The sequence below is a fragment of the Lachnoclostridium phytofermentans ISDg genome, from assembly GCF_000018685.1.
Classification (GTDB): domain Bacteria; phylum Bacillota; class Clostridia; order Lachnospirales; family Lachnospiraceae; genus Lachnoclostridium; species Lachnoclostridium phytofermentans.
The window spans coordinates 4,413,431-4,439,113 of sequence record NC_010001.1 but is presented as its reverse complement, the minus strand read 5'-3'; the positions used below and the strand labels follow the sequence as shown (position 1 = coordinate 4,439,113).

Below are 25,683 nucleotides of genomic sequence, written 5' to 3'. Positions count from 1 at the left end.
AAAAAGGACTATAACGGTAAAGATATTGAATTCACCGTTATAGTCCTTTTCTTATGTTGCGAGAGAATATTACCCTCATGTTCGTCCATTATTCAGCCTCTGTAGCCTTTTCCTCAGAAGATTTTTCTGATTCATTGGATGATTCTTCAGCTAAAGATTCTGCTTCTGCAGATTCACTTGTAATGTTGATCGAAACATATTCGCGGCTATCATTTGAACTAGAAGAATCTGTCATGTCAAAATCATCTAGGTCATCCTCTAAATCATCAAAATCATCTGGTGTTTCTTTACAGATATATTTTTTGCAAAAATAATATGCACCACATGCAAGAGCACCAATGGATACTACACCTGCAACGAATTTAAAGAATTTTTTCATGGTAGAACTCCTTTCATTTACAAATATCAGTATCTGTCAATTTATATAGTATCTATTCATTATAATTCGAATTTATGAAAAAAGAAAGTAAAAGTTCTATAAATAATAAATTATCCCATTCATGGATGTTTTTTATAAATTGATTTGATAATAATTACTAAAAAAAACGACATTATAGTACAAAAAATATTCTATATAAACAAAAATTCACAAGTTTATACATTGACTATATATGGAAAAAAAGGTAAGCTTAAGAAAGGCAATCATTGGCTATACAGTAGTGGGAGAATTTCGTTACATACAAACGAAAAGGAGCATGGAGGTTAATGAAAAAATGAAATCTAATAAACATTTTTTTAATTTTAACAGCATTCGTTTTAAAGTGTTAGGATCTTATCTATTATTGCTTGGATTAGTTTTAACGGTAGGAGTATTATCGTATTGGAATGCATCGAAAACCATTATCAAAAACTATGAAACCTCAACAAAGCAGTCCTTGGATTTGTTAAGAGAGCATATTGAGTATGGTTTTGATTCAGTAAAGTCAACAGCTGTCGAGTACTTAATGAATGCGGATTTAAACAAATATTTAAGTGGAGGTTTTGAATCGGATTATAACCAACAAAGTAAATTTTACAATAGAATGAATACAGAGATATTAACGAAGGCATCTGCAAATCATTTTATTAGTAATATTTACTTCTTTAGTGATACTGTAAGTCCTTTATCAACGAATAGAAAATTACCTCTTGGCATGTATTCTTCTTATAAAAACAGCGAACAAGGAAAATCAGTTTTAGAAAATATTAATACATATGAATGGGTAAAGGGGACCTCTGTAATTGATGAGTCTCTTAAAATAAAGAAAGAATCTTATGCAATACGTTTAGTAAAAGCGTTTAAAGAAATGGATGCTTTCTTGGCAATCGATATTAAAACAGACGCTATCTTAAATATAATCGACAAAATTGATGTTGGAGAAGGCGGTTATCTAAGCTTTATCTCCTCGGATGGAATGGAACTCCATCAAGATGGTGTTTGGAATACATTAATAATAGATACCGATTTTTATAAAATGGCGAGAGATGGGGAGATTTTAGAAGGAGAATTTAAGGAAGTATCTTTCCTTGAAAACAACTATATCTTTTTATATGAAATGGTCGGTGATACGAACACTATGGTGTGTACACTGATACCGAATAGTGAGCTATTAAACCAAGCGATAAGTATTAAGTATGTTGCTATGAGCGCTATGTTTGTGGCAAGTATTTTAGTCGTTCTGATTGGAGGTAGCATTTATCATCGAATTAGTAGCTCAATGAAGTACATGATAACAAATATGAGATTAATTGCGGAAGGTCAGATTAATACGAGATTTCGAAGAAAACATAAGGATGAATTTATGGAGCTATCCGGACATCTAAATAGTATGATGGATGGTATCCATGATCTTTTATTAGAGGTGAAATCCGTGAGCAGTCAAGTCTTAACGATGTCTGTAAAAGTTTCAAAGTCTTCAGAAATATTTGCAGAATCATCAGGTCAGATTTCTTGTGCTATGAATGATATTGAGGGGGGATTATCGAGTCAGGCAACGGATTCGATATCTTGTATGAATAAGTTAGATGATTTGGCATCTCAGATCGGATTAGTCGATGATGGAACGAGGAAAATGCAAGATATTGCAGACAAAACCAAGGAATCTATACATGAGAGTCTTAGTCAGATGGAAACATTAAGGGAGAAGGCGACCAAAACAAATCATATTACGCAGACTGTTATTGAAACAATAAAAGAATTACATACTCAATCTAGTGCAATTAGCCAGATTATTAAAACTATCAATGAGATAGCAGATGAAACAACGCTTCTTTCTTTAAATGCGTCCATAGAGGCAGCGAGAGCAGGAGATGCGGGGCGTGGTTTTCTGGTAGTAGCAGAAGAGATTAAAAAGTTAGCAACACAATCCATTGCAGCTACTGATGAAGTTAAAATAATCGTTGATAAAATTAACAAAAAAACGATTTCCGCGGTGACAAGCGCAGAACTGGCTGGGGAGACGATAACCTCCCAAGAGCAAGCAGTTCGTAATGCAAAAGGTGCATTTGATGGACTTAAACAGGAAGTTGAGAATTTAATGGTTACTATACATAATATATTTGATCAAGTAAACAGGATGCAAGATAAAAAGCAAGAATCTTTGACTGATATGGAAAATATATCAGCAGTGATTGAAGAGATTGTTTCCTCTGCCACATCGGTAGGAGAAAAGACCTTAAGTCAGTCAGAAACTGCAAATGGCTTATATAAGACTTCAGAAGAGATGGTTAATCAGGCAAATAAATTAATGAAGACTTTAGAACAGTTTGCAATTGAAAAAAAGAGATAGTAGAAAAGGAATTGTAGAGTATAGTGTAAAGTAGATAATTAAGAGAAACTTTCTTGATAGCAGACTTCTATCAAGGAAGTTTTTTATTCTTAGCAAGGAAATGTTCGCGAGTTTTTTTGTTCTAAATTGCTAGGTTTTTAGAAGGAAATAGGAAACATGTCAAAAAGTAGATTATATTTGAATAAATGGTACTATAAAATCCAGTTAAATCAATTGGTTTAGCGGTTGCAATTATAAATATAAATAGAGTATTTAATATTCTATAACATCATATGAATTGTATATAATTACTAAAATAAGTAAAACTATATTATAAAAATTATACATTGACAATAAATAGTAATAATATTAAACTGATAATAAAGAACAACCGATTGCGCACTTAGAACCCGTTCTTTAAAACAAATTTGGGAGGATTAGGTATGAAGAGAAAATTGTTAAGTGTAACTCTTATGATTGCAATGGTAGCTTGTCTATTTACGGGATGTTCCAAAAACGATGGCTCGTCAAAGACAGGTAGTAACAATGCAGGTTCAAAAACGTCAGACCAAGTAACACTCACGGTTTGGTGTTGGGATCCGAAATTTAACTGCTTTGCTATGGATACTGCTGGCGAAATTTATGCAAAGGATCATCCAAATGTAAAGGTTGAAGTAATTGAAACTGCTTGGAATGATATCCAAACTAAATTGACTACAGCAGTTACCGGGCAGTCGAACACGTTACCTGATATTATATTAATGCAGGACAATGCATTAGCTAAGAATATCATTAACTATCCGGATGCGTTTTTTGATCTAACAAATTCCGGTATTAAGTTTGATCAATTTGCATCGTTTAAAACTGCATTAGGAACTGTAAATGGGAAAAATTATTCTGTTCCTTTTGATAATGGCGCAGCAATTACCTGTTATAGGACAGATATCTTAGAACAAGCGGGATACACAATAGATGATTTTACGAATATTACATGGAAAGAATTTATTGAAAAAGGTAAAGTTGTTCTTGAAAAGACAGGAAAGCCTTTATTATCGAATCAAGCAGGTTCTCCAGACCTCTTAATGCTTATGATGCAGAGTGCAGGTGCTTGGGTACTTGATGAGAATGGTAAACCAAACTTTAAGGATAACGCAGTTTTAAAAGAAGTTATCGATACATATGTAGAATTAGAAAAATCCGGTGTACTTGTTGAAGTAAATGACTGGGATCAATATGTAAGTAGTATTAATAGTACAACAGTAGCTGGTGCAATGAACGGATGTTGGATTATTGCTACGGTAACAAGTGCAGCAGATCAATCTGGTTTATGGGGAGTAACCAATATTCCTAAATTATCATGTGCGGGTGCTACAAATTATAGTAGCCAGGGTGGCTCTTCTTGGCTAGTATGTGCGAATTCTAAAAATAAAGATGTAGCAGCAGACTTTTTAGGTGCAACATTTGGTGGTAGCGTGGAATTATATGAAACAATTCTTCCATCTTCCGGTGCATTAGCAACTTACTTACCAGCTGGGGAAAGTGCTGCTTATGCTAAACCACAAGATTTCTTTAGGGGAGATACCATTTACTTAAAGATAACAGAGTATGCTTCTAAGGTGCCTCAGGTTTCTTATGGCGTATACAACTATGAAGCAAGGGATGCTATCGGTACTGCGATTACAAAGATTGTAGCAGGTACGGATTATAATACTGCAATCAGTGAAGCTCAGAAAGAATTAGAATTCCAGATGGGTCAATAAAATTAAGAGTGAAGATAGGAAAATAATTAGTATTTCAGATGGCTCAATTACTATTAGATTTCTAGCTGGAAATGAAATGGTTCTATAGGATAACATTAGAGGGTGGTGTAAGAGCAAGGGGTGCTTCTTACATCACCCCCTATAAGAAATAGGAGGAGGTGCAGGTTTTGAAAATACGCTTACCCTTGGAAAAAAGAAGAAAGCTAGTTAGTTGGTTATTCCTATTACCTGCTACACTTTTGATTGCTGGTATGAGTTTCTATCCGATGATAAAAGCTTTTCTTCTATCCTTTACAAAAGGATTTGGAAAGACAAGTGAATTTGTTGGAACCTATAATTATCAAAGGTTATTTCAAGATTCCCTATTTAAGACAGCACTTGGGAACACCTTTATTTATCTAATTATACAGGTACCATTGATGCTTATCTTAGCATTAATTTTAGCTTCTTTATTAAACAACCCTAAGATAAAATGTAAAGGATTATTTCGAACAATGATCTTCTTACCATGTGCAACATCCTTGGTATCGTATTCCATTATATTTCGATCTATGTTTGCACTCGATGGTTTTGCAAACTCAGTATTAATGAATTTAAACGTCATCAATAAACCGATTAATTGGATTGGTGAAATCTGGCCGGCGAGGATCATAATTATACTTGCAATTACCTGGAGATGGACTGGATACAATATGATTTTCTATTTATCAGGCCTACAAAATATTGACCCACAGATCTATGAGTCTGCTAAAATTGATGGTGCTAGTGCATCACAACAATTTCGAAAGATTACTATTCCGTTATTAAAGCCCATTATTTTATTGACTGCAATTATGTCAACCAATGGAACGCTTCAGTTATTTGATGAAACGAAGAATTTAACCAATGGTGGGCCAGCCAATATGACAATTTCTATTTCTCAGTACATATATAAATTATCGTTTGAATATTCTCCGCAGTTTGGGTATGCAGCAACCATATCCTTTATCGTATTTTTATTGGTTGCAGTTCTCTCATTCCTTCAGATGAAAGTAGGTGATAAACGTGACTAAAGCTAAAATTAGATATTTCTTTGCCTATGCTTTTTTAATCCTTGTTTCGTTTATTTCTGTATTTCCGCTGCTTTGGATGTTAATCTCAGCGACCAATACAAGTCTTGATGTCATACGTGGAAAGATGAGCTTTGGTACTGCTTTAGTGGATAATTTTAAACAGCTTGTTCAAACAACCCAAATTGGTCAGGCACTTATAAATTCGTTTCGTAATGCCTTCGTTCTCACTATTATGAGTTTACTTGTGTGTTCTCTTGCAGGATATGCTTTTGAAATTTATCACGACAAATGGAAAGACGGCGTTATGAAGCTCTTACTACTTTCTATGATGGTACCATTTGCAGCAACTATGATACCGTTATTTACCTGGTTTGGTAAGATGAATCTAATCAACACGACAGCAGGGTTTATGTTACCATCCATATCAACAGCATTTCTTATCTTTTTATTCCGTCAAAGTTCCAGAAGTTTTCCTTATGAAATTGTGGAAGCTGCTAGACTTGAGGGTATGTCAGAGATACGAATCTTTACCAGAATTTTTGTCCCAATTATGAAGCCTACTTATGCAGCAGCAATTACCGTTACCTTTATGAACGCTTGGAATAGTTATTTATGGCCACTGGTTATCTTACAAGATAAGAAAAGTCAGACCATGCCTATCTTAATATCAAATTTAATTTCAGGCTATACCATTAATTATGGTGTATTAATGTTAGCGGTGTCGATTAGTACTTTACCTACTATACTTATTTTCTTTGTACTACAGAAGAATTTTACGGAAGGCATTACCGGAGCTGTGAAATAATGGATCACAAAATATACGTGTAGATATCATTGAAGCTGTGAATAAGAATCACAAAATAAATACATGGAAAAAGGTTATGCGAAAGAACCGTCCCATTGGGGGCCAAAAAATAGATAAATAGAAAATAGGAGAAGGGGGAAAAATCCCTTCCCCTTAGGAAAGTGCGTCTAAAATACTTAGTTTCTAATACTGACTTAGATTAGCGTGATATTAAAATTGAGAAAATGATTTTGCAAGCAAAATTCATAAACACACTAATTACTTTCATTATCTAAAGGCGCTTAAGCGCCAGAATAGAGGTTGTAATGGATAAATTCGTACTAAATATTATACATCGTCCAGAAATGGTGCCAGAATATGCAGAAAAGGTAACTGGACATGGAAAAGAGGAAGATATAGCAAGAAAAGATTTATTAACCGAATCTCTTGATATCTTTAGATTTCAGCAGGAAACAGCTCACAAATATGGTTTAAAGACGACGATTCAGATGACTTATGCCAGTCTTTTTAACGAAGAAGCGATTGCTATAGCTAAGGAACACCATGAGGTGTATGGAGATGAAATAGCATTATCTTTGTTAGGACTTCCATGTAAGGAATTTCGTGATAAGTATAAAACAAAAGACTTTTGTATCTGGATGTTTACTATGGCGGATAAGATTTCAATAGTCAATGATGTATTTCAAAAGTTCTATGATACCTTTGGGTTCTATCCAGAGTCGACAGGCTCTTATTACATGGATGCAGATTTGATTAATTACATAAAGAAGCAGTATCCGAGCGTTAAGTGTGCTGTCGCAACTTGTTTTGAGGAAGGTCCAAAAGCGTATCATACCTGTAATAATTCATGGTACACCTTTATGGACGGAGGCCCTTGGAATCCATGGATTCCATCCAAGCAAAACACCCACGCTCCAGCAGCGAATGAAGATGAGGATAGTGGTATTGTTGCTATTCCTCACTTATCCAGAGATTTGATTGCTTGTTATGACGGAAATGGTTCCAATTTCGGAACTCACCCACAAAATGTTTTGAGAGGAATGATTTATCGTGATAATCAATATCCGTATCTGTATAACATAATTGATCAATACCGTTCATTAGAGAAATATAACAATGGTTATGCCTATAATATGATGTTTGTTGGCCCGGGTTGGTTAAATAAGATGGGAAGATGGGAAGCTCCGTATGAGCTTCTTGCTAAGAGTTATGATGATGGTATGGCTTATTATGGCGAGTTAAAAAAGCTTGGTGAGTTAACAGATATGACAATGGCAGAGTTTGCAGATTATTACCGTGAAAAAAAGACATATACGGAACCAGAATGTGCCTTATGGAAAGATATTTTATATGGCTCGGAGAAACAACTCTTTTGGTACCTCGATCCATTTATACGTGTCTGTGTGAATATGGATCAGGGAGGAGCGCTGGTAGATTTACGTCCATATGTTTCGAAACTAGAATGGCCAGTTGGTATTGGGACAAAACATATAACCGATGCATCCTATCCATTTCTGATTCAAGAAAAATATCGAGCAGGTTATTTTACACATTATGCAGGGGAGGGGACGATACGAAGTGCCAAATTAGTCTACAAAGGAGAAGAAGTAGATTTATGTCTGTGCAGGACGAAAGCAAAGTTCTCTAAAGAAGAAAATACACGAATTCTTACATTAGATCCAGTGGAAATAGAATTCTACGATCTTACTGTGAAACTACAGACAAGGTATTATTTTGAGGAGGGAAGTTCTGAGATAAAAATAGAACGTACCATCCTAAGTATGTCAGATCCTGATGCAAAGGTGGATATCAACGAATATATGGTTTGCTGTTATGGAACAACAGAATATTCTGAGGATATGACAGGGATTACCTTAGAATGTATCGGAGAGAGCGAAAAGAAACAGATATCATACGAATATAAATGTAGAGAGGAATATTTATCAGGAGCGACCTTGGTGTCTGCAGTTGTACCTCAGATTAAGACCAAAGTATCTGTTAGAAGCAGCAAAGAGAGTGCAACAGGATATATCAAAGAAGGATATGCATTTTCTCCTATGTTTACTCTCGGGTTTCAGACGACTCTTAAGAATAAGGAGGTATATGCAACATGGCTCAAGCTGGAAAAGGAAGATTAAATTATCGATGTCCATCTTGCTTTATAAGAGATATTGATATTGATATGTTTTATGATAAGGAAAGACAAGAATATTATTGCCTTCGCTGCCAATATACAGGAAGTGAAGAGGATGTCCTTGAGAAAAATGAGATGGCAAGATTTCGTTATCGCAGGATGATGGATCGTATTACGGATTTTGATTAGTAAAAAAGGTTGTGTGAACGAAGGGATTGTTGCTACCCGGAACGATAAAAAACGAATTGCGTGAGAAGATAACATAAGTGAAGATATAAAAGAAGATAAGTATAAAAGAAGAGATGCATAAGACATAAGAAAAGACATAAGAATTGAGACGGTAAAATGTATGAGTATGCTTGAAAATAATGTAACAGAATGGAGTAAGTTTTATTAAAAATTAAAAAGGAGGTAGTTTTGTGGATAAAAAAATTAAAGTATTATCCATAGTTCTTTGCTTCATTATGATGTTAACTAGTTTTCAAATTAATACGAAAGAAACGAAAGCGGCAACTAGTTTTGCTTATGGTGCTGATGTGGGTTGGTTAAGCCAGTTAGAAAAATCAGGTGTAACTTGGGTTGATGACTATGGTTATACAAAGGATGCACTACAGATACTAAAGGATCATGGAATTGATTCGATTCGATTACGCTTGTTTGTAAATCCTCCATCCAATTTCACTTGGACGAAAAAGGATGGATCAACATGTATGCTGGGGTATACTGATGCGGCTGGCTTAATATATATGGCAGAACGATCAAAATCAATGGGATTTCGAATTATGGTTGATTTTCATTATAGTGATCATTTTGCTGACCCTGCCTATCAGGACATACCATCTGCTTGGTCATCACATACCTTTACTCAGCTGAAAAAAGATGTTTATGATCATACTTATTCTGTTATGTCTCAGCTAGCTACAAAGGGAATCTATCCGGAGTGGGTTCAGGTTGGGAACGAGATTAACAGCGGTATGTTATTACCTTATGGACAGAGCAGTAATAACTTTAGCCAGCTGACAGAGTTACTGAATAGTGGATATGATGCGGTAAAAGCGGTAAGCAAATCGACTAAAGTTGTAACTCATCTTGCAGATGGTAATAACAATACAACGTTTCGATGGTTCTTTGATAATTTTATTACTAAATATGGTGGAAAAACAGATGTAATTGGTATGTCCTACTATCCGTATTGGATAGGAAGTGACTATACACAGTCGATTTCTTACTTGGCAAATAACCTTAATGATATGGCATCTCGCTATAATAAAGAGGTTATGGTATGCGAAGTGGGAGGGGTTGAAACAGATTCAGCCAATACCTATAACTTGTTAAAAGCAACCATTGAGAAGGTGAAGGCTGTTCCGAACGGAAAAGGTTTAGGTGTATTTTACTGGGAACCAGAGGCTAATTCCTCGGTACTTCCGGATCGTTATAAGCTTGGAGCAACCAGCGTTGTTTCTGGGAAAAAATTAAGGTTCACCACAGCTATTGATGCTTTTTATGATTGTCGCTATAATAGCTCATCTTTTGATACCAGCAAAACATATATACTAACCAATCGACTTAGTGGGAAAGCAATTAATGTAAGAGGTGGCTCAACAAGCGATAATGCTGTCCTTGAGCAATATAGTTATGGGGCATGGAGTAGTCAAAAATGGACTTTCTCGCTAAATAGTAGCGGTTATTATACCATAAAAAGTGTATTAAGCAGTAAGGTAATGGATGTATCAGGAGCTTCCACCAGTGAAGGAGCTAGTGTAATACAGTATACCTCTAATAATGGTAATAACCAACAATGGAGTTTGGGTTCCACAGGAGATGGGTATTATAAGCTGATCAATCGAGGAAGCGGTAAACTCTTAGCTGTACAGAATGCTTCAACAGAGGAAGGCGTGGCCTTGGTGCAACAAACAGACACCAATGCGTTAAGCCAGATGTGGAGACTTGAAATTGTAAACTAAAGATTTAAGCAATATTTTATCGTTTCTGCTTTAGAAAGAGGTAGCAACTAACTTTTGTAAAAAGCCAAGAATATGGACATGTGGGGGAAAAGGTTCATAAATCTTGGCTTTTATACTGATGTTCGTTCTCTTTTTATAAGTTGACGTTTTACAAGAAAGCTGTTACTATAAAAATGTGCAACCGATTGCGCATAAAGTGTATTTTTGTTTAGAAATAATTTAATTAGGATAAGAGGTGTTTATCGGTGGGACAGAATTCGTTTTACGGATATGGGCAAAAGAAAATAACAATAGATGATGTGGCTAATGCATTAGGAGTATCAAAAACAACAGTCTCAAGAGCGGTATCTGGAAAGGGTCGAGTTGGTGAAAGTACAAGGAATCGTGTACTAAATTATATTGCTGAGAATAACTATAAACCAAATCTTATTGCGAAAAGCTTGGCTGAATCCAAGACATTTAATATTGCGGTAGTCATACCAGGGGATTATAATCTGGTTGATTTACCTTTCTTTCAAAAATGCCTCATGGGGATTAGTGAATTTGCATCTACATTTAACTATGATGTTTTAATGTGTGTATGTTATGAAAATGATTTGTCTCAATTAGAGCGGATTATTGATAATCATAAAGTAGACGGAGTGATTTTAACTAGAACCTTAGTGGATGATAAACCGGAAAAATATTTGATAGAAAAGGGAGTTCCTTTTGTTGTAATTGGGACATCATTAAATGACGATGTAATTCAAGTTGATAATGATCATCGCAGTGCATGTAAGGAACTGACAAGCCTCATGCTAATGAAAGGTTACAAAAGAATTGGTTTAATCGGAGGGGATGAATCCCATATTGTTACATTAAGCCGTTATTCTGGATATAAGGATGCCCTATTAGAGACTGGAATCAGTGTTGATAAGCAAATTGTACATCTTAATGTATTAACCAGTATAGTAGCTGAGAAATCTGCATTGGAGCTCATAGACAAGCATGTAGATGCGATTATCTGTATGGATGATACGATTTGTTCTTATGTATTAAAAACCTTTTATAGCAAAGGAATTCGGGTGCCAGAAGATGTGAAGTTACTATCTTTTTATAATAGCATGATATTAGAAAATCGTAATATCTCTATTACTACATTACAATTTGATGTGAAAGAGTTGGGTGTAGAGACGTGCAAAGTATTAATTAATTATTTAAATGGCATTGAGATAGAGAAGAAAACATTACTAAAATATGAAGTTATCTTAAAAGAGTCAACAAAATAATTAATTCGGGGCTTTTACAAAATAATAAGTATTTCGTTAGAATACTTGATTAATTTGTAAGAGCCTTTTTACAATAACTTAATTTGCACAAACTTTGAGGTACATAGTATACGGATACTTTATTTATCATATTGAATTTCACAGAAGTTAAAAACTTATTTTAATGTACATTTTCTTATATGTACTAGTTTAAGTTGCCAAAGCATAGGTATAAGAGTTAAGATACAAATAATATAGAAATTACATAGTCTAGAATTAAATTTTAAAAAGGCATGATAGCGCCAGAAAGAGGTTGATAGTATGAAAGTAATACTTGTTAACGGAAGTCCACACGAAAAGGGATGCACTTATACGGCACTTATGGAAGTATCGAAAACGTTAATAGAAGAAGGAATAGATACTGAAATTTTTTGGTTAGGTACGAAACCCATTGCTGGATGCATTGCTTGTCAAAGCTGTGCAAAAACAGGACATTGTGTATTTGATGATAAGGTAAACGAGTTTCTTGGTTTAGCAGATAGGGCAGATGGATTTATTTTTGGTTCACCGGTTCATTATGCCGCTGCAAGCGGTGCAATTACCTCTTTTATGGATCGTGTATTTTACTGTGATTCTTTGGGTAAAGGGAATACAACATTTTATATGAAGCCTGCAGCTGCAGTAATCTCAGCTAGAAGAGCAGGAACTACAGCAACATTTGATCAACTCATTAAATACTTTACGATTAAAGAGATGCCTGTAGTCTCCTCAAGGTATTGGAATATGGTACATGGAACAAAGCCAGAGGATGTACTAAAGGATGAAGAGGGCTTATTTACAATGCGAGTTCTAGCTAGAAATATGGCATATCTCTTAAAATGTAAAGAAGCTGGTAGGAAGGCAGGGGTAGAGCTACCAACTCGTGAGAAGGCAGTTAGTACGAATTTTATTAGAGAATGATATTTAAGTCCAGCGGAACGTGGTTGCCTTTTAATAAGGGGTTGACTACGTTCCGTTTGATGATAATATAGAAACTACAATTTGGGTATGCTATAATAACCCTATTCGCTTAAGAAAAAGGAAGAAAGAAATGGGAGGAACGCTATGACAAATTTATTAGTAAAGCTATTCGTGAAAAATAGTGAGGAAGTTCATGAGCAAAAAGTACGTACTTCCTATGGAATACTTGCTAGTATTGTCGGAGTAATCAGTAATCTAATTCTGTTTTTATGTAAATTTACCATTGGACTTCTTATCAATAGTATTTCTGTTACAGCAGACGCTTTTAATAACTTATCAGACTCAGCATCATCACTAATTAGTTTGGTGGGAGTAAAACTAGCTAGCAAACCAGCGGATAAAGAGCATCCGTTTGGGCATGGAAGATATGAATATATTTCTGCTCTTATTGTTGCATTCCTTGTATTACAGGTAGGCTTTACATGCTTTAAAAGCTCTGTGAATAAGATATTACATCCGGAAAGTACTAAGTTCGCTATAGTTTCTATCATTATATTGATGTTATCAATCTTCTTGAAAGTTTGGTTAGCCTTATTCAATCGAAAGCTAGGAAAACGAATCAATTCCACTGTAATGAAGGCAACAGCAGCAGATGCCCTAGGTGATGTATTAATTACTTCTGCGACAGTTCTTTCCTTAATTATTGGACATTTAACAGGTCTAAAAGTGGATGGATACATGGGTGCAGCTGTTTCTATTTTCGTATTGATTGCTGGATTTAATATAGCAAAAGATACCCTAGAACCATTGATTGGACAAGCAATAAATCCCAAATTATATAAGATGATAGTGAAAAAGGTAATGGAATACCCATATATTATCGGGACGCATGACTTGGTTGCGCATAATTATGGACCATCTCATACGATGGCTACCATTCACTGTGAAGTACCAAATGATATTTCAATGGAAGATGCCCATGAGGTAATTGATAGAATTGAACGGGACATGCTAAGGGATGAGAATATTTTTTTAGTAATTCATATGGATCCAGTAGAGGTCAATAATGTAAAGATAAAGGAAATAAGAGCTAAGGTAATTAAAAAGGTGAAAGAATTAGAGAAAAAGGCATCCATTCATGATTTTCGAGTGGTCAATGGAGAAAATCAAATTAATCTAATCTTTGATTTAGTATTACCACATCATTATAAACCAAATGAGGAAGAGGAATTTTTACTTGATTTACAGGATCGAATAAAAGAAATTGATGAACGTTATCAATGTGTAATAACAATAGAAAATAGCTTTATAGCAGAAGATTAATTTCCCAGCAGCGCATTATTATTATTAATCAAGGGGCATATCTAAAACAGGTTGTCTCTTGATTAAGGGATATTCAAAGAGGCCTCAATTTTTCAAAAAGGGAATCGCTACTCATGAGTTAAATTATTTATACTTTGGTGATGGTAAATAAAGATAAAAAATGTGGTATAAATTGGTATAAAAAAATAAAAAAATAGGACTTGCAAATTATATATCTATGAGTTATAATATCATTCGTGGCTGACAATTACCAAGCAAAAAAACTAAATATTGGGCTATAGCCAAACGGTAAGGCACCGGATTCTGATTCCGGCATCTCAAGGTTCGAATCCTTGTAGCCCAGCTTTAATCAAACCTTGAAAGGATTACTTTCAAGGTTTTTTTCATTTTACTCTTGCTTTTTCTTTGTTTCAAGCTATAATTAAAGTATATTTGAAAATTTTTTTTCATATTTTTGATTATTCTTGTCATTTTTTGAAAAAAATTTTCAAAATTGTAGATTTGGAGGTAAATATGAAAGTAATTAATGCAACAAGTTACAGCGACTTGAGTAGAAAGGCCGCAAATATTATATCAGCTCAGGTGATTTTAAAACCAAATAGTGTATTAGGGCTTGCTACTGGATCTACACCAATCGGTACATACAAACAATTAATCGAGTGGTATAACAAGGGAGATATTGATTTCTCAAGTACTATTTCCGTTAATTTAGATGAATATGTTGGCTTAGAACCAACGAATGAACAGAGTTATCGATATTTTATGACTGAAAATTTGTTCCGCCATATTAATATACCACAAGAAAATACACATGTTCCAAGTGGGTTGGCTAATGATATGGAAGCAGAGTGCCAGAATTATGATGCTTTAATCACAAATCTTGGCGGTATTGATTTACAGTTACTTGGTATTGGACACAATGGTCACATTGGATTTAATGAGCCTGACGATGCATTCGAAAAGACGACCCATATTGTTTCTTTAGGTGAGTCAACAATTAAGGCTAATGCAAGATTTTTTGAAGATATTAATGAAGTTCCAACTAAGGCGATTACAATGGGAATAAAGTCCATTATGCAAGCGAAAAAAGTTCTTTTAATTGCAAATGGACCAGATAAAAAAGACATCATTGAAAAAGCATTATACGGACCGGTAACTCCAAGTGTACCAGCTTCTATTCTTCAGCTACATCCGGATTTAACCGTTATCTGTTGTTTTGAATAGAAAGAAGGTGGCCTATGATATTTCGACATGGCGAAGTTTTTATTAATGGAAAATTTGAACGAAAAGATATTCTTGTTGAAGATGGATTTGTAAAAGAAATATCAGAGACAATCACAGGAGATGGGAATGAAGTAGATTGTACAGGTTTACGCATTGTACCTGGTTTCTTTGATATTCATACGCATGGATGTTTATCTTACGATTTCTCTTTATCAAATCCAGAAGAAATCAAAGAGATGTGCGAGTATTATGCAAAGCATGGTGTAACCTCAATACTTGCTACAACAATGACAAATGAGGAAAATCAGTATCATCGGGCAATGGTTTATATAAAAGAGGTCATGGATGATCAAAAAGAACACTCAGATAAAAAAGAAGCTGCAATCGAAGGAATTAATATGGAAGGACCTTTCTTTGGTATAGAAAAGAAGGGTGCACATGATCCTCAATATTTAAGAAGAATTTCTCAAGACTTATTTGACGAATATAATGAGTTATCCGGGAATGCAATTCGCTTAGTAGATATTGATCCAACCTTAGATGGAGCATTGGAGTTTATTCAAAGGAACAAAGAGTTCTTTACGATATCCTTAGCTCATACAATGAGTACCTTTGATCAAGCAGAAGCTGCAGCGAAAGCGGGTGCAACTCATGTTACTCATTTATTTAATGCGATGAGACCATTGTTACATCGTGAACCAGGTTTAGTTGGTGCAGTTAGTGAGTTTGGTTTAAATGCAGAAATTATCTGTGACGGAATTCATATTCATCCAGCTGTAGTAAAGCTGATGTTTAAAGCAGTACCAGATCAGATGATTTTAATCTCTGACTCAATCAATCCTACTGGTTTACCAGATGGTGAATATGTAGCAGGAGGATTACCAATCACAGTAAAGGATCATAAGGCATTCTTAAAAGATGGTACTCTTGCTGGTTCTACGATAACTCTATTTGATGCAGTAAAGAATGCAATATCATTTGGCATTCCAATTGAGGAAGCGATTCTAAGCGCTAGTTACTATCCTGCAAAATCTCTTAAATTAGAGGATACAGTAGGAAGCATTGGTCTTGGAAGAAAAGCAGATTTACTACTTGTGGATAATGATTTTAATTTAAAACAAGTTTATGTAAGAGGAAATGAAATTTAACCTCATCAGGGAATTAGTACTTGTCTGTTTTAAAGTGCCACGTATAGTAATGGTAATGGGCTTATGAGTAAGTAGCGTAAGCGGATTCTGAATATCTGCTTTGATTTTCGAAATATATAGAATTAAAAATATAGTAATAATGAAAAGAGGAGGAGCCCATATTTTAATGGAGCTCCTCTCTTATACATCAAACTTAAAGCTGCTATCTTTAGTTATACCCTCACAATTAGAAAATCATTGATTCATTGATCCATGAGCTTGTACCGTTTTTGTTATGTGAATTAAGCATTGAGTAATTCCTGATTATTTAGCGATAATAATGTGTCTATTAGATTCTCTTGAGTAATATTATTTTCAAGGTGTCTTTTTTTACGAATATGTATACATTTTGAATATTCAAAATAATCTGAACGTATTAATTTTGTAGTATCTGCATTTGCATCACTTAAGTTTGGATATTGCTTTATAAAAACTTCATCACAATTACAAAAAATATTATCAATTTTGTCGCAAATCTTAAGTTCAAAAAATACCTTTAAATAATCAATTGCGTTAGAATGAGAGCATTCGATATCCATGTATGTTAAGTATAAACTTAAAGCTTTATAGTAAGTAATATTGGAAAAGTTTTTTGATTCTAATACTTTAACTAAGTATTCCATTCTCTGTGAAGCATTTTTGTATTGTTTTAAATATATAAAGCACATTATAGTAAAATATAGCCAACCCGATGCATATTCTTCTGCTGGTATATCAAAATCAGTTAATATACCATAATAATCTCTCATTAAATTCTCAAAATGCATATTAGAATAATAATCCATCATTGATATAATTGCGTTACAATCTTTTTTATTTATTTTTGAAGGGTCTTTTATAATTGAACGAAAATAAGTTTTCAGATAAAGGTTTTCATAATCTTTATCTGATAAATCAAGCATCTCAGACATATTAGGTATGATAATATGATATGATGGAAAACCTAAATATGAAACATCCCTAATTAAAATCTGATAACCGTCATTTATTACTAGGTCAAGTAAGTAAGATAAAATTTCTTTATTTGTCATATTTGAAACATCTTTTACTTTTGTAAAAGGATTTGAACACTTTTTAAATATTTCGTATGGAAATTGTCCCATGCCTGTTTTATAACAATTATATATATTAAAACGACTATCAACTTTATTGTTTTTTAAATCTATGGTACTTCTATTGCAATATTTAGTGATTTCATTTCCTTGACCTGCTTCTGTCAATGCTCTTTCAATTGCGACACCAAAATCAGGATTACACCCAAATTTTATTCCATATTTACCAGTATTCTTTTCTATAATAACTAATGCTGCTACAGGGTATTTACCTCCAAATGAGCAATCCTTTAATAAGATATTGTAATCTGTATTTTTACGTAATTCATGTAAAATGTTGTATACTTCCGGGAATTGCTTGATATACTCTTCTGGAACATCAGGTAATAATGGTTTTTCTAATTGGATCTTTTTTTGTGCTAATCTTTCTATTATCTCTGATATTCCCTGAATTAATGCCTCCTCTGCTGTATTTCCTGCGCACATTCCATTACTTCCATAACTGAAGTTATAGGTATTGTATGGTAGATATGTAATCTGTTTTGCTGTGACATTAACAAATGGTACACAGATATACCTATTAGTTTCATTTAAGATTAGATAATCAATCTTTTGTGTATTTTTAAATGCATTGACTTTATCTTCAAATGATGCATTTGTCATAGATCTATCATTAAAATATTTACAAATAAATGCATTATCATTAGCAACTATCTCTTCTGCAGACATTAATTTCTCATCAGCAAAATATCTGAAAGCAAACTGATCAGCAAATACAGTATTATTACGAAGAAACCAATTGTTTTGAAGACGTTCAAAGAACTCAGCATATGCACTTGCGAGAGCATATTGTAATGTCATACCTTTTCCATTACTTCCAATCATTGTACCTTTAATATTTAGTCTTAGAGATTTTGTAAGTGAATTTTTTTCTTCACATTCTTCTACATCGATCTTCAGTGAAGATAAGATAGTTTTTAATTTATTTACTGTGTCTGAAGGTAAACATTCTTTATAATGTCTTTTTTGTTGATTAGTTACATTCATTATATTACGCTCCTTTTTTATTATTTCAAACCAATGTTTACAATAATTTACAATAACACATTAATAATTACATGTAAATATAAAATTACATATTTTGTCAATTATAAATTGACAATTATTGGATAATGTAATAAGATTATATTATGCTTTAACAATGCGCATTGATAAAAAGCATAAAAAATATTAAGAAAGGTTAAAAGGTGAGATATGTTAGAGAATAACTTTGCTATTGAAGAGATTGAAAATGTTGATGCATTATTTTCAGAGTGGACTCTATTAGGAATGGAAGTTGTTGTACTTATCGGAATTGCAGCTTGCTAATATCATGAAAAAGCTAAATGAATTCTTAACTACGAAAAATGCTGGAGTTATTATTGGATTAATCCTAATTTTGATTCCAATATTTACTAAAGACATAATTAATTATGATATAGGTAAAAGCGGAATTATATTAAAAATTATTGGTAGTGTAATAGCTGTCTATACTTTAATTCTTATTATAATTTACAAATTTAGTTGAAGGAGGAATACATAATGAATTTTGCTATTGAAGAGATTAAGAACGTAGATTGTTTAGATGCAGCTGATGATTTCTTTACAGGAATGGGTTATGGTGTAACAATAGTTACTGTTTTAATGTGGTTTGGATGTTAATATCAGGTCAATTTTAGATATCCCAAGCTTTGATTAACATATTCAAACTTCGCATATCAAAGTTAATCTATATCACTTTAAAAGTGGACAAGATTCCATAACTTTTATGATGCTTTTGCATATGCGAAGTTTGAATAAAAATAATACTAATAAAATTATCTGTTAAGTTATGAGGTGAATATGAAATACCCTTGCGTAACTGAAAGTATAGAAATACTTTCGGAAAAGAAAGATTCAGTATTGATATTTGAAAAAAAATCAAAGAGAACTTTTAATTTGGGTTATAAGGAATATAATGTCTTAAAAAATCTTGATGGAAAAAGTACTATTGAAGAAATTAATAGGAATAATTTATTATTTAAAAAGGAGGAAATAGAACAATTAATAGAGGTATTTAGAAATATTAATTTATTAAATGACTCTACTGTTAAAAAGAAGATAAATATTTTGAAATTAAAAAAAAGTTTAACAAATCCCAATAAATATATAAATGAAAAAAGTATCTTTGTTAAATTTCTATATTTTATCATTATTTATATGTCACTGCCCGTATTTTTATTGGGATTATTTGTAGGAGTAGGTAACACAGATAAATTTGCAGAAATAATTACCATATCAGGATTTTCACCTAAATATTTTTTAATTATTCCGATCATGTTAATTGTAGTGACTTTACATGAATTCTCTCATGCGATAGTTGCTAAATGTAAGGGAGCTTTCATTGCAGAACTAGGAGTTATGCTTTACTGGTTTATGCCAGCAGGATATACAACAATCAGTGGTATGACTTTTGTTAAAAATAAGAGAGATAGAATTTTAATACATTTAGCGGGGAATATGACTAACTTATTGTTGGCTGGTATTACTTTATTTGTATCAAAATTCATTCATGGAATATTGTATGAGGGATTTATTTGGTTTGCAATAACCAATATATTTTTAGTATTATCCAATCTTATGGTTTTCTTAAAAATGGATGGGTATTTTGTATTACAGGAGATGATAGCAATTAAGAATCTTAGAGAAAATTCATTTGCGTATATTCGCCAGATTGGTCATGATATTACATCTCGTTTTTATTCTAAAAAAAGAAAGTTTGATATAGAAAAGGTTGAAAATGTATCAGGCATATTGGATAAATATATTTTTTTGATATATGGAGTAATGTCGATAGTGTATATGCCTTTACTGATCGCTTTAGTCGTACGTGTCATAGTGAATTATGTGAGGTAAAAAATTATGATAAATAAATATAATAACGATTATAGATTAAATGTGTTTTCACCGATTACTACGGATGGAAAGGAATATACGTTTGGCATTGAAGGTGATTTGTCCTCAGGAACGGTAAAAAAGTACGCGCTTACAAAAGAACAGGAGTCCACCCTTGAGGAAATGATTAATGGAAAAGAGTATACAAAGGAATACCTGATAGAAAAGTGGGGAAAAGAAACATTAGAGGATTTAATTAAAAAAGGTACTTTCATAAACTATCAAATAGATACAGAGGGAATATACTCTAGATCAAAAGCTTATTATAGTATAAACAAGTACGGTAATGTACAGGAAAAATTAAGTGCAGCCAAAGTATTAATACTTGGTTGTGGAGGCATAGGAAGTCATGTAGCATGGAACTTAACTGTCTTAGGTGTGGGTGAGATTACATTAGTTGATTTTGATGTAGTAGAGGAAAGCAATCTTAATCGACAGTTATTATATACAAAAGATGATATTGGAAATCAAAAAGTAGAGGTGTTGGGGGAAAAATTAAAGGCAATAAACCCCAATATAGTAATTAATATAAAGAAAATGAAGATATCTTCATCAGAAGAACTAGATGAGTTATGCAAGCAGTACACTTGTAACCTAATTATCAAAACCCTGGACTCACCAAAAGATTTTTCAAAATGGTTAGATGAAATATGTAAGTTACGAAAAATATGTTATATAACAGGAATAACAACAAGTATACATTCCTTAATTGGACCTACTTTTATACCTGATAAATCTAAAGGTTTTAGTGAAATTTTTAATGTTGGGACTGAGTTTGAGACCATTGTAGGGACAATGCCATCTCTTGGAATTGTAATGTATCATATTTCAAGTGAAATTTCACAGGAGGCATTTAAGATTTTAGCTGGAGTGGGTACACCTAAATATATTAATAAAATACTTGCAGAAGACATTATTATAGGAAAGTCAATGTATATTTATCCTAAAAATATTAATCTAGAAAAAGATCCATTGAGTAAAGCTATATTTAGCAATGTAAATTTCATGTTTTTATTTGGTATTGTATTAGCTTTTGCATTTACCCAATTACCCTGGTTACCTTTAGTAGGGTATCTGTGTTCGATTTTATTTGCGCTATTTACATATGAAACAATACAGGAAAGAGTTAAGTGTGCATTGGTTAATAACACAATATATATGTTATTTAACTTAGTAACCGTAATTAGTTTGAATGGTGAGAACTTAGGTATTCTAGAAATTTTGATTTCTATACTCATAATCATTAGTATAAGCTCTATTTTTACTTGCTTTATTACTCAAATTCTCCATATTATTTTGGATAAGACTAAACATATTCTATCTAGATCTAATGGGTGATATATTATATCAAAGGAAGGTTTTTAAAATGATAGCATCAAACAAAGTAATTCAACTTAAATCTGTAAATAAACTATACAAGAAAGGTAATGTAATAGCGCTCAATGATGTTTCTTGTGAGATATGTGAAGGTGAGTTAGTTGGAGTGTTGGGTCGGAACGGTGCTGGGAAAAGTACTATGTTTAAAATAATTGCCGGAGTTTTAAGTGACTATAGCGGCAAATGTGAAGTATTTGGAAATCAGAGTAATAGAGGAAACGCTAATGTAGTAAGTTATTTACCTGAAACAAGAGGTTTAAATGGAAGAAAAGATGCTTTAGAACATCTAGTCGACATGGTCAGCTTTAAAGGGATCGATAGAAAAAAATCCAAAAAAAATGTTTTATTTTGGCTTGAGAAATTTAATATGTTAGATTATCAAAATAGTAGAATTGATTCTCTATCAAAAGGAAATCAGCAAAAGCTCCAGTTAATTACTAGCATCGCTTGTAATCCTAAAATACTTATTTTAGATGAGCCTTTTAGTGGTTTGGACCCTATTACTGTTGATTTTTTTTGGAAAATATTATTAGAACTGAAAGCAAATGGGACAACCATTATTTTTTCTACACATATTTTTGATGATAAAATGCTAGAGTGTGATAAGTTCATTTTTATTGTTAAAGGTGAAATAAAAGAAAATGGAACCTTACAACAACTAAATGAAAAATATCCAATGGTATTAGAACTTGAGAATGATAGTTTAGCAATTGAAATGATTAAAAATAAATACGGTGACGAGAATGTAAAATTAGCCAATGGGGTGTTATTTATTTACATTGAAAATGAGTCGCAAGCGAGAGAAATTTTTGATATCTTATCTGATAAGTTTTCTAAACGATTTTATATTAGATATATGAGCTTAGGAGAAATTTTTAGAAAGGTAAATGGTATTAAAAATGAATAAAAGAATCAGCAATATCATAGGCGTAAAATTTAGAGAAGCTTTATTTTCTACGGCAATCAAAATCATGCTTATGATTATATTAATATATTCAATAGCTATTAGTTTTTTACCTTATATTAAAAAAAATTTTTTTAATGATGCTCCTGTTTCAGTTGGTTGTAATGTATCTCTAGATAGTATGGAAGATGATAATTTTATCCTTGTTGATTATAGTAATAAATGTGATTTAAAAGTAACTTTTGAAGATAATAAATATTTTATTGATATTAATTCTCGAGAAGGTTACGATAAGCTAAACTACTTGCTTCAAAAAATACATCAAATCAATTATGCAGAATTTATAAAAGAAAATAAAATTAGTGGTCAACAATATGATAAATTACTAAATAACAATATAATTATAAATGACGTATCTGATGAGATTATTCAAGTGAATTCTGAAGTCATGGATTTTCTCATAATGGTAACAATTCCTTTCTATTTGATTTTAATTACATTAGTTTCCAGGATTGGGGCTCAGGTTGCTTATGAAAAGGGAAGTAAGGTGACAGAAGTAATTTTAACTGCAGTATCAGAAAAACAATTATTTTTCTGTAATGTAATTTCTAGTATGTTAATAACAGTTGTATCATTATTGATTGTAATGGCTCCAATGGTTGCTGCCTATGTTATAAACGATCCTACTTATACGAGTGATTTCTCATTTTTTACAACTAGCAAACTTATTTATTTATTAATTCATCTAACATTTGTTTGTATAAGTCTAATAATGCTCTCAATTGCAATAAGTAGTATTGCTAAACAACCAGAGGATGCAAATATCTTTGCTATATTATCTATGGCACCGTTATTTATATCTTATACATATTTTATGTTTAAAATTGATTTGTATAAAGGAGTATTTACAATACTAAATTACGTCCCTATTTTTTCTGCATTTCCGGTTGTTTCAGCTATTCTTAATGACGGAATTAGTATTACCAATCTAATCTTTGTATTTGTATCGAATATAATATTTATCATTTTAGAATATTTGGCATTGGAAAAAGTGTATTGTTCAAATATATCTAATATTTAATTAAAATAATATTTGAAAGTGGGGTAATTAAATATGAATGACTTCTTAATAGGATTAGCTATGGGTGTAGTTGTTTTGATAATTTTTTGGAAACCATTAAAACGTAGAAGGGATTATATGATTAAAAAAATAAAAGCTCACTTTAAAAAGGATGATAATAATGTGGAATTATAAACCTTGTAAAATGAAGTATAGTTATTTATATGAGAATGAAAGCGTAATAATTTACCATGGTAAGGGAGCTATAAAACTTACCAGTGCTGGAATGTATTTTTGGGAGTTTGCAAACGGCAAAAGAACGGTGAGTGAATTAGTTGACATGATTGAAGAATATTTGGGTTTATATGATAAACAGACTATTTACAAAAATACTATTAAATTAATGATTGATTTACATGAGAAGGAATTAATCATATTAAATTGGGATCCATTATTAAAGGATAGGATGTCACAGGATATTACAGATGAAATTGGAGGTGTCGTATATGAATGAAGTAGACATTATTTTAATTACAGCTCCATCACCTCATCCACTTAGTATGTTGTCTCATAGAGTTCAGGGATTGCCCCCTCTTGGATTATGTTATATAGCTACATATTTAAAGCAGAATGGATATAAGGTTAAAATATTAGATTTTAGTATAAGGAAGGTTACATTATTCGACCTAGATGAGGTCATGCAAAATAACCATCCTAAACTAATAGGTATATCAACGACAACAGAAACATATAATTGTGGAATGCGAATAGCAAAATATATTAAAGAAAAGAATGCTGCCACAACTGTTTTTATGGGAGGATGTCATGTTACATATGAATATGAGGATGCCTTAAATTCTGGAGTTGTTGATATAGTCAGTAGAAATGAAGGTGAAATTACAACTAAAGAACTATGCGATTTATATATAAATAACATTGGTTCTTTACAAGAAATTGATGGAATTTCATATATAAAAGATGGTGTTATAGTTTCAAATCAAGATAGAAAATTCATTGAGAATTTAGATTCATTACCGATACCAGATCGTTCTTTTTTTGATATTAAAGAATACGGAATTCCAGCAAGTATTTCAACTAGCCGTGGTTGTCCGGGCCAATGTATTTTCTGTGCAGCGTCTGGTTTATCAGGTGGAAGATACAGAAGAAGATCAGCTGAAAGTATTATAGAGGAAATTAAGTATCTAATTGACTTAGGATTTCATCATATTCAATTTGTAGATGATACATTAACAGCTGATTTGAAACGATTACATCAAGTTCTTGATATGATAATTGAACAAGAGCTTAATATTACATTTGTTTGTGAATCCAGAGTAGATATTGTTACTTTTGAATTACTTGAGAAACTAAAAAAAGCCGGTTGCAAAATGATTCAATATGGTGTAGAAGCTGGTAGTCAGGAAATGCTAGATTGTTTAAAGAAGAATATAACTATGGAACAAATTCTTAGAGTATTTGAATGGTGTAATCAATTAGAGATTCAAACTGCATCATGTTTAATTATAGGACAACCATATGATACGCATAAAACAATTCAAGATACAATAAACATTGCTTTAAAATTACAGGAGTTAGGTGCAAGGATTGTATTCTCAATTTCAACACCTTATCCTGGAACTTATATGTACAATCATACAGATGAGTTTGGCATAAAAATCGTGGATCATGATTTCGATAACTACACTACACAAACTGCCGTTTATGATAGTAAGAATCTTACTGCAAAACAGATCCACAATTTATTCTTCCAAGCATATTATGCTTTAAATAAAGTACAGCCACCTGAAAACATTAAGAAATATCGTAATATGATGAAAATTAGACAAGAAGATTATCTTCATGATTTTGGTAGGCCTAGTGCTGTTTTGTAATTATATTTCAAGCAATTAAGAT

20 protein-coding genes and 1 tRNA gene are annotated in these 25,683 nt (G+C 32.4%); 19 read left to right on the top strand and 2 right to left on the bottom strand.

The window, feature by feature from the left end:
- Positions 1–88 precede the first annotated feature (88 nt).
- Positions 89–379, bottom strand: a complete 291-nt coding sequence (locus tag CPHY_RS18630; protein WP_012201589.1) for a hypothetical protein — start codon at positions 377–379, stop codon at positions 89–91.
- Between the two features lie 334 nt (positions 380–713).
- Between CPHY_RS18630 and CPHY_RS18625 the strand changes: the two genes are divergently transcribed.
- From CPHY_RS18625 to nagA, 13 genes are all read left to right on the top strand, one after another.
- Entirely contained in the window at positions 714–2,768 is a 2,055-nt protein-coding gene (locus CPHY_RS18625) for a methyl-accepting chemotaxis protein (RefSeq protein ID WP_041703785.1), read from the top strand.
- Between the two features lie 422 nt (positions 2,769–3,190).
- Positions 3,191–4,507 carry an ABC transporter substrate-binding protein gene (locus CPHY_RS18620; protein WP_012201587.1) on the top strand — a complete coding sequence of 439 codons (1,317 nt, stop codon included), beginning with the start codon at positions 3,191–3,193 and terminating at the stop codon, positions 4,505–4,507.
- A gap of 167 nt (positions 4,508–4,674) precedes the next feature.
- Complete coding sequence (locus tag CPHY_RS18615; RefSeq protein WP_012201586.1) at positions 4,675–5,559, top strand: carbohydrate ABC transporter permease; 885 nt, start codon at positions 4,675–4,677, stop codon at positions 5,557–5,559.
- Positions 5,552–6,364, top strand: a complete 813-nt coding sequence (locus tag CPHY_RS18610) for a carbohydrate ABC transporter permease (protein ID WP_012201585.1) — start codon at positions 5,552–5,554, stop codon at positions 6,362–6,364. Before CPHY_RS18615 ends, CPHY_RS18610 begins: the two co-directional genes overlap by 8 nt.
- Before the next feature lie 305 nt (positions 6,365–6,669).
- Positions 6,670–8,502 (top strand): hypothetical protein, encoded by a 1,833-nt coding sequence (locus CPHY_RS18605; protein WP_012201584.1) that lies wholly within the window; start codon positions 6,670–6,672, stop codon positions 8,500–8,502.
- Positions 8,475–8,687 carry a hypothetical protein gene (locus CPHY_RS18600; protein WP_041703784.1) on the top strand — a complete coding sequence of 71 codons (213 nt, stop codon included), beginning with the start codon at positions 8,475–8,477 and terminating at the stop codon, positions 8,685–8,687. Before CPHY_RS18605 ends, CPHY_RS18600 begins: the two co-directional genes overlap by 28 nt.
- A gap of 230 nt (positions 8,688–8,917) precedes the next feature.
- Positions 8,918–10,462: a glycosyl hydrolase 53 family protein gene (locus CPHY_RS18595; RefSeq protein WP_012201583.1), complete on the top strand. Its 1,545-nt coding sequence runs from the start codon at positions 8,918–8,920 to the stop codon at positions 10,460–10,462.
- A 245-nt stretch (positions 10,463–10,707) separates the two neighbouring features.
- Positions 10,708–11,730, top strand: a complete 1,023-nt coding sequence (locus CPHY_RS18590) for a LacI family DNA-binding transcriptional regulator (protein WP_012201582.1) — start codon at positions 10,708–10,710, stop codon at positions 11,728–11,730.
- Between the two features lie 300 nt (positions 11,731–12,030).
- Positions 12,031–12,669 (top strand): flavodoxin family protein, encoded by a 639-nt coding sequence (locus CPHY_RS18585; protein ID WP_012201581.1) that lies wholly within the window; start codon positions 12,031–12,033, stop codon positions 12,667–12,669.
- A gap of 144 nt (positions 12,670–12,813) precedes the next feature.
- Positions 12,814–13,992, top strand: a complete 1,179-nt coding sequence (locus CPHY_RS18580; RefSeq protein ID WP_012201580.1) for a cation diffusion facilitator family transporter — start codon at positions 12,814–12,816, stop codon at positions 13,990–13,992.
- Between the two features lie 271 nt (positions 13,993–14,263).
- Positions 14,264–14,335, top strand: a tRNA-Gln gene (locus CPHY_RS18575).
- A 170-nt stretch (positions 14,336–14,505) separates the two neighbouring features.
- Positions 14,506–15,216 carry a glucosamine-6-phosphate deaminase gene (gene nagB, locus CPHY_RS18570; protein ID WP_012201579.1) on the top strand — a complete coding sequence of 237 codons (711 nt, stop codon included), beginning with the start codon at positions 14,506–14,508 and terminating at the stop codon, positions 15,214–15,216.
- A 14-nt stretch (positions 15,217–15,230) separates the two neighbouring features.
- Positions 15,231–16,364, top strand: a complete 1,134-nt coding sequence (nagA, locus tag CPHY_RS18565) for an N-acetylglucosamine-6-phosphate deacetylase (protein ID WP_012201578.1) — start codon at positions 15,231–15,233, stop codon at positions 16,362–16,364.
- Between the two features lie 281 nt (positions 16,365–16,645).
- Here nagA and CPHY_RS18560 read toward each other — a convergent pair whose 3' ends face one another.
- The gene (locus CPHY_RS18560) at positions 16,646–18,502 is read right to left on the bottom strand and encodes a YcaO-like family protein (protein WP_012201577.1); all 1,857 of its coding nucleotides are present in this window, start codon (positions 18,500–18,502) and stop codon (positions 16,646–16,648) included.
- A gap of 834 nt (positions 18,503–19,336) precedes the next feature.
- On the opposite strand from CPHY_RS18560, the gene CPHY_RS18550 reads away from it, so the two are divergent.
- The 6 genes from CPHY_RS18550 (at position 19,337) to CPHY_RS18525 (ending at position 25,661) form a co-directional block, all read left to right on the top strand.
- Complete coding sequence (locus CPHY_RS18550; protein WP_012201576.1) at positions 19,337–20,389, top strand: metalloprotease; 1,053 nt, start codon at positions 19,337–19,339, stop codon at positions 20,387–20,389.
- 6 nt (positions 20,390–20,395) lie between these two features.
- Positions 20,396–21,766: a HesA/MoeB/ThiF family protein gene (locus CPHY_RS21040; RefSeq protein ID WP_012201575.1), complete on the top strand. Its 1,371-nt coding sequence runs from the start codon at positions 20,396–20,398 to the stop codon at positions 21,764–21,766.
- 28 nt (positions 21,767–21,794) lie between these two features.
- Entirely contained in the window at positions 21,795–22,712 is a 918-nt protein-coding gene (locus tag CPHY_RS18540) for an ABC transporter ATP-binding protein (RefSeq protein WP_012201574.1), read from the top strand.
- Positions 22,705–23,790: an ABC transporter permease gene (locus CPHY_RS18535; protein ID WP_157668760.1), complete on the top strand. Its 1,086-nt coding sequence runs from the start codon at positions 22,705–22,707 to the stop codon at positions 23,788–23,790. Before CPHY_RS18540 ends, CPHY_RS18535 begins: the two co-directional genes overlap by 8 nt.
- A 160-nt stretch (positions 23,791–23,950) precedes the next feature.
- Positions 23,951–24,283, top strand: a complete 333-nt coding sequence (locus CPHY_RS18530; RefSeq protein ID WP_012201572.1) for a PqqD family protein — start codon at positions 23,951–23,953, stop codon at positions 24,281–24,283.
- Positions 24,276–25,661, top strand: a complete 1,386-nt coding sequence (locus tag CPHY_RS18525; RefSeq protein WP_012201571.1) for a B12-binding domain-containing radical SAM protein — start codon at positions 24,276–24,278, stop codon at positions 25,659–25,661. Before CPHY_RS18530 ends, CPHY_RS18525 begins: the two co-directional genes overlap by 8 nt.
- The last annotated feature ends 22 nt before the right edge of the window (positions 25,662–25,683 follow it).

Coding starts and splice junctions, on each gene's coding strand:
- CPHY_RS18540 (WP_012201574.1), top strand. CDS start 21,795: ATGATAGCATCAAACAAAGTAATTCAACTTAAATCTGTAAATAAACTA.
- nagA (WP_012201578.1), top strand. CDS start 15,231: ATGATATTTCGACATGGCGAAGTTTTTATTAATGGAAAATTTGAACGA.
- CPHY_RS18620 (WP_012201587.1), top strand. CDS start 3,191: ATGAAGAGAAAATTGTTAAGTGTAACTCTTATGATTGCAATGGTAGCT.
- CPHY_RS18605 (WP_012201584.1), top strand. CDS start 6,670: ATGGATAAATTCGTACTAAATATTATACATCGTCCAGAAATGGTGCCA.
- CPHY_RS18600 (WP_041703784.1), top strand. CDS start 8,475: ATGGCTCAAGCTGGAAAAGGAAGATTAAATTATCGATGTCCATCTTGC.
- CPHY_RS18535 (WP_157668760.1), top strand. CDS start 22,705: ATGAATAAAAGAATCAGCAATATCATAGGCGTAAAATTTAGAGAAGCT.
- CPHY_RS18560 (WP_012201577.1), bottom strand. CDS start 18,502: ATGAATGTAACTAATCAACAAAAAAGACATTATAAAGAATGTTTACCT.
- CPHY_RS18625 (WP_041703785.1), top strand. CDS start 714: ATGAAATCTAATAAACATTTTTTTAATTTTAACAGCATTCGTTTTAAA.
- CPHY_RS21040 (WP_012201575.1), top strand. CDS start 20,396: ATGATAAATAAATATAATAACGATTATAGATTAAATGTGTTTTCACCG.
- CPHY_RS18530 (WP_012201572.1), top strand. CDS start 23,951: ATGTGGAATTATAAACCTTGTAAAATGAAGTATAGTTATTTATATGAG.
- CPHY_RS18550 (WP_012201576.1), top strand. CDS start 19,337: ATGAAATACCCTTGCGTAACTGAAAGTATAGAAATACTTTCGGAAAAG.
- CPHY_RS18525 (WP_012201571.1), top strand. CDS start 24,276: ATGAATGAAGTAGACATTATTTTAATTACAGCTCCATCACCTCATCCA.
- nagB (WP_012201579.1), top strand. CDS start 14,506: ATGAAAGTAATTAATGCAACAAGTTACAGCGACTTGAGTAGAAAGGCC.
- CPHY_RS18585 (WP_012201581.1), top strand. CDS start 12,031: ATGAAAGTAATACTTGTTAACGGAAGTCCACACGAAAAGGGATGCACT.
- CPHY_RS18630 (WP_012201589.1), bottom strand. CDS start 379: ATGAAAAAATTCTTTAAATTCGTTGCAGGTGTAGTATCCATTGGTGCT.
- CPHY_RS18580 (WP_012201580.1), top strand. CDS start 12,814: ATGACAAATTTATTAGTAAAGCTATTCGTGAAAAATAGTGAGGAAGTT.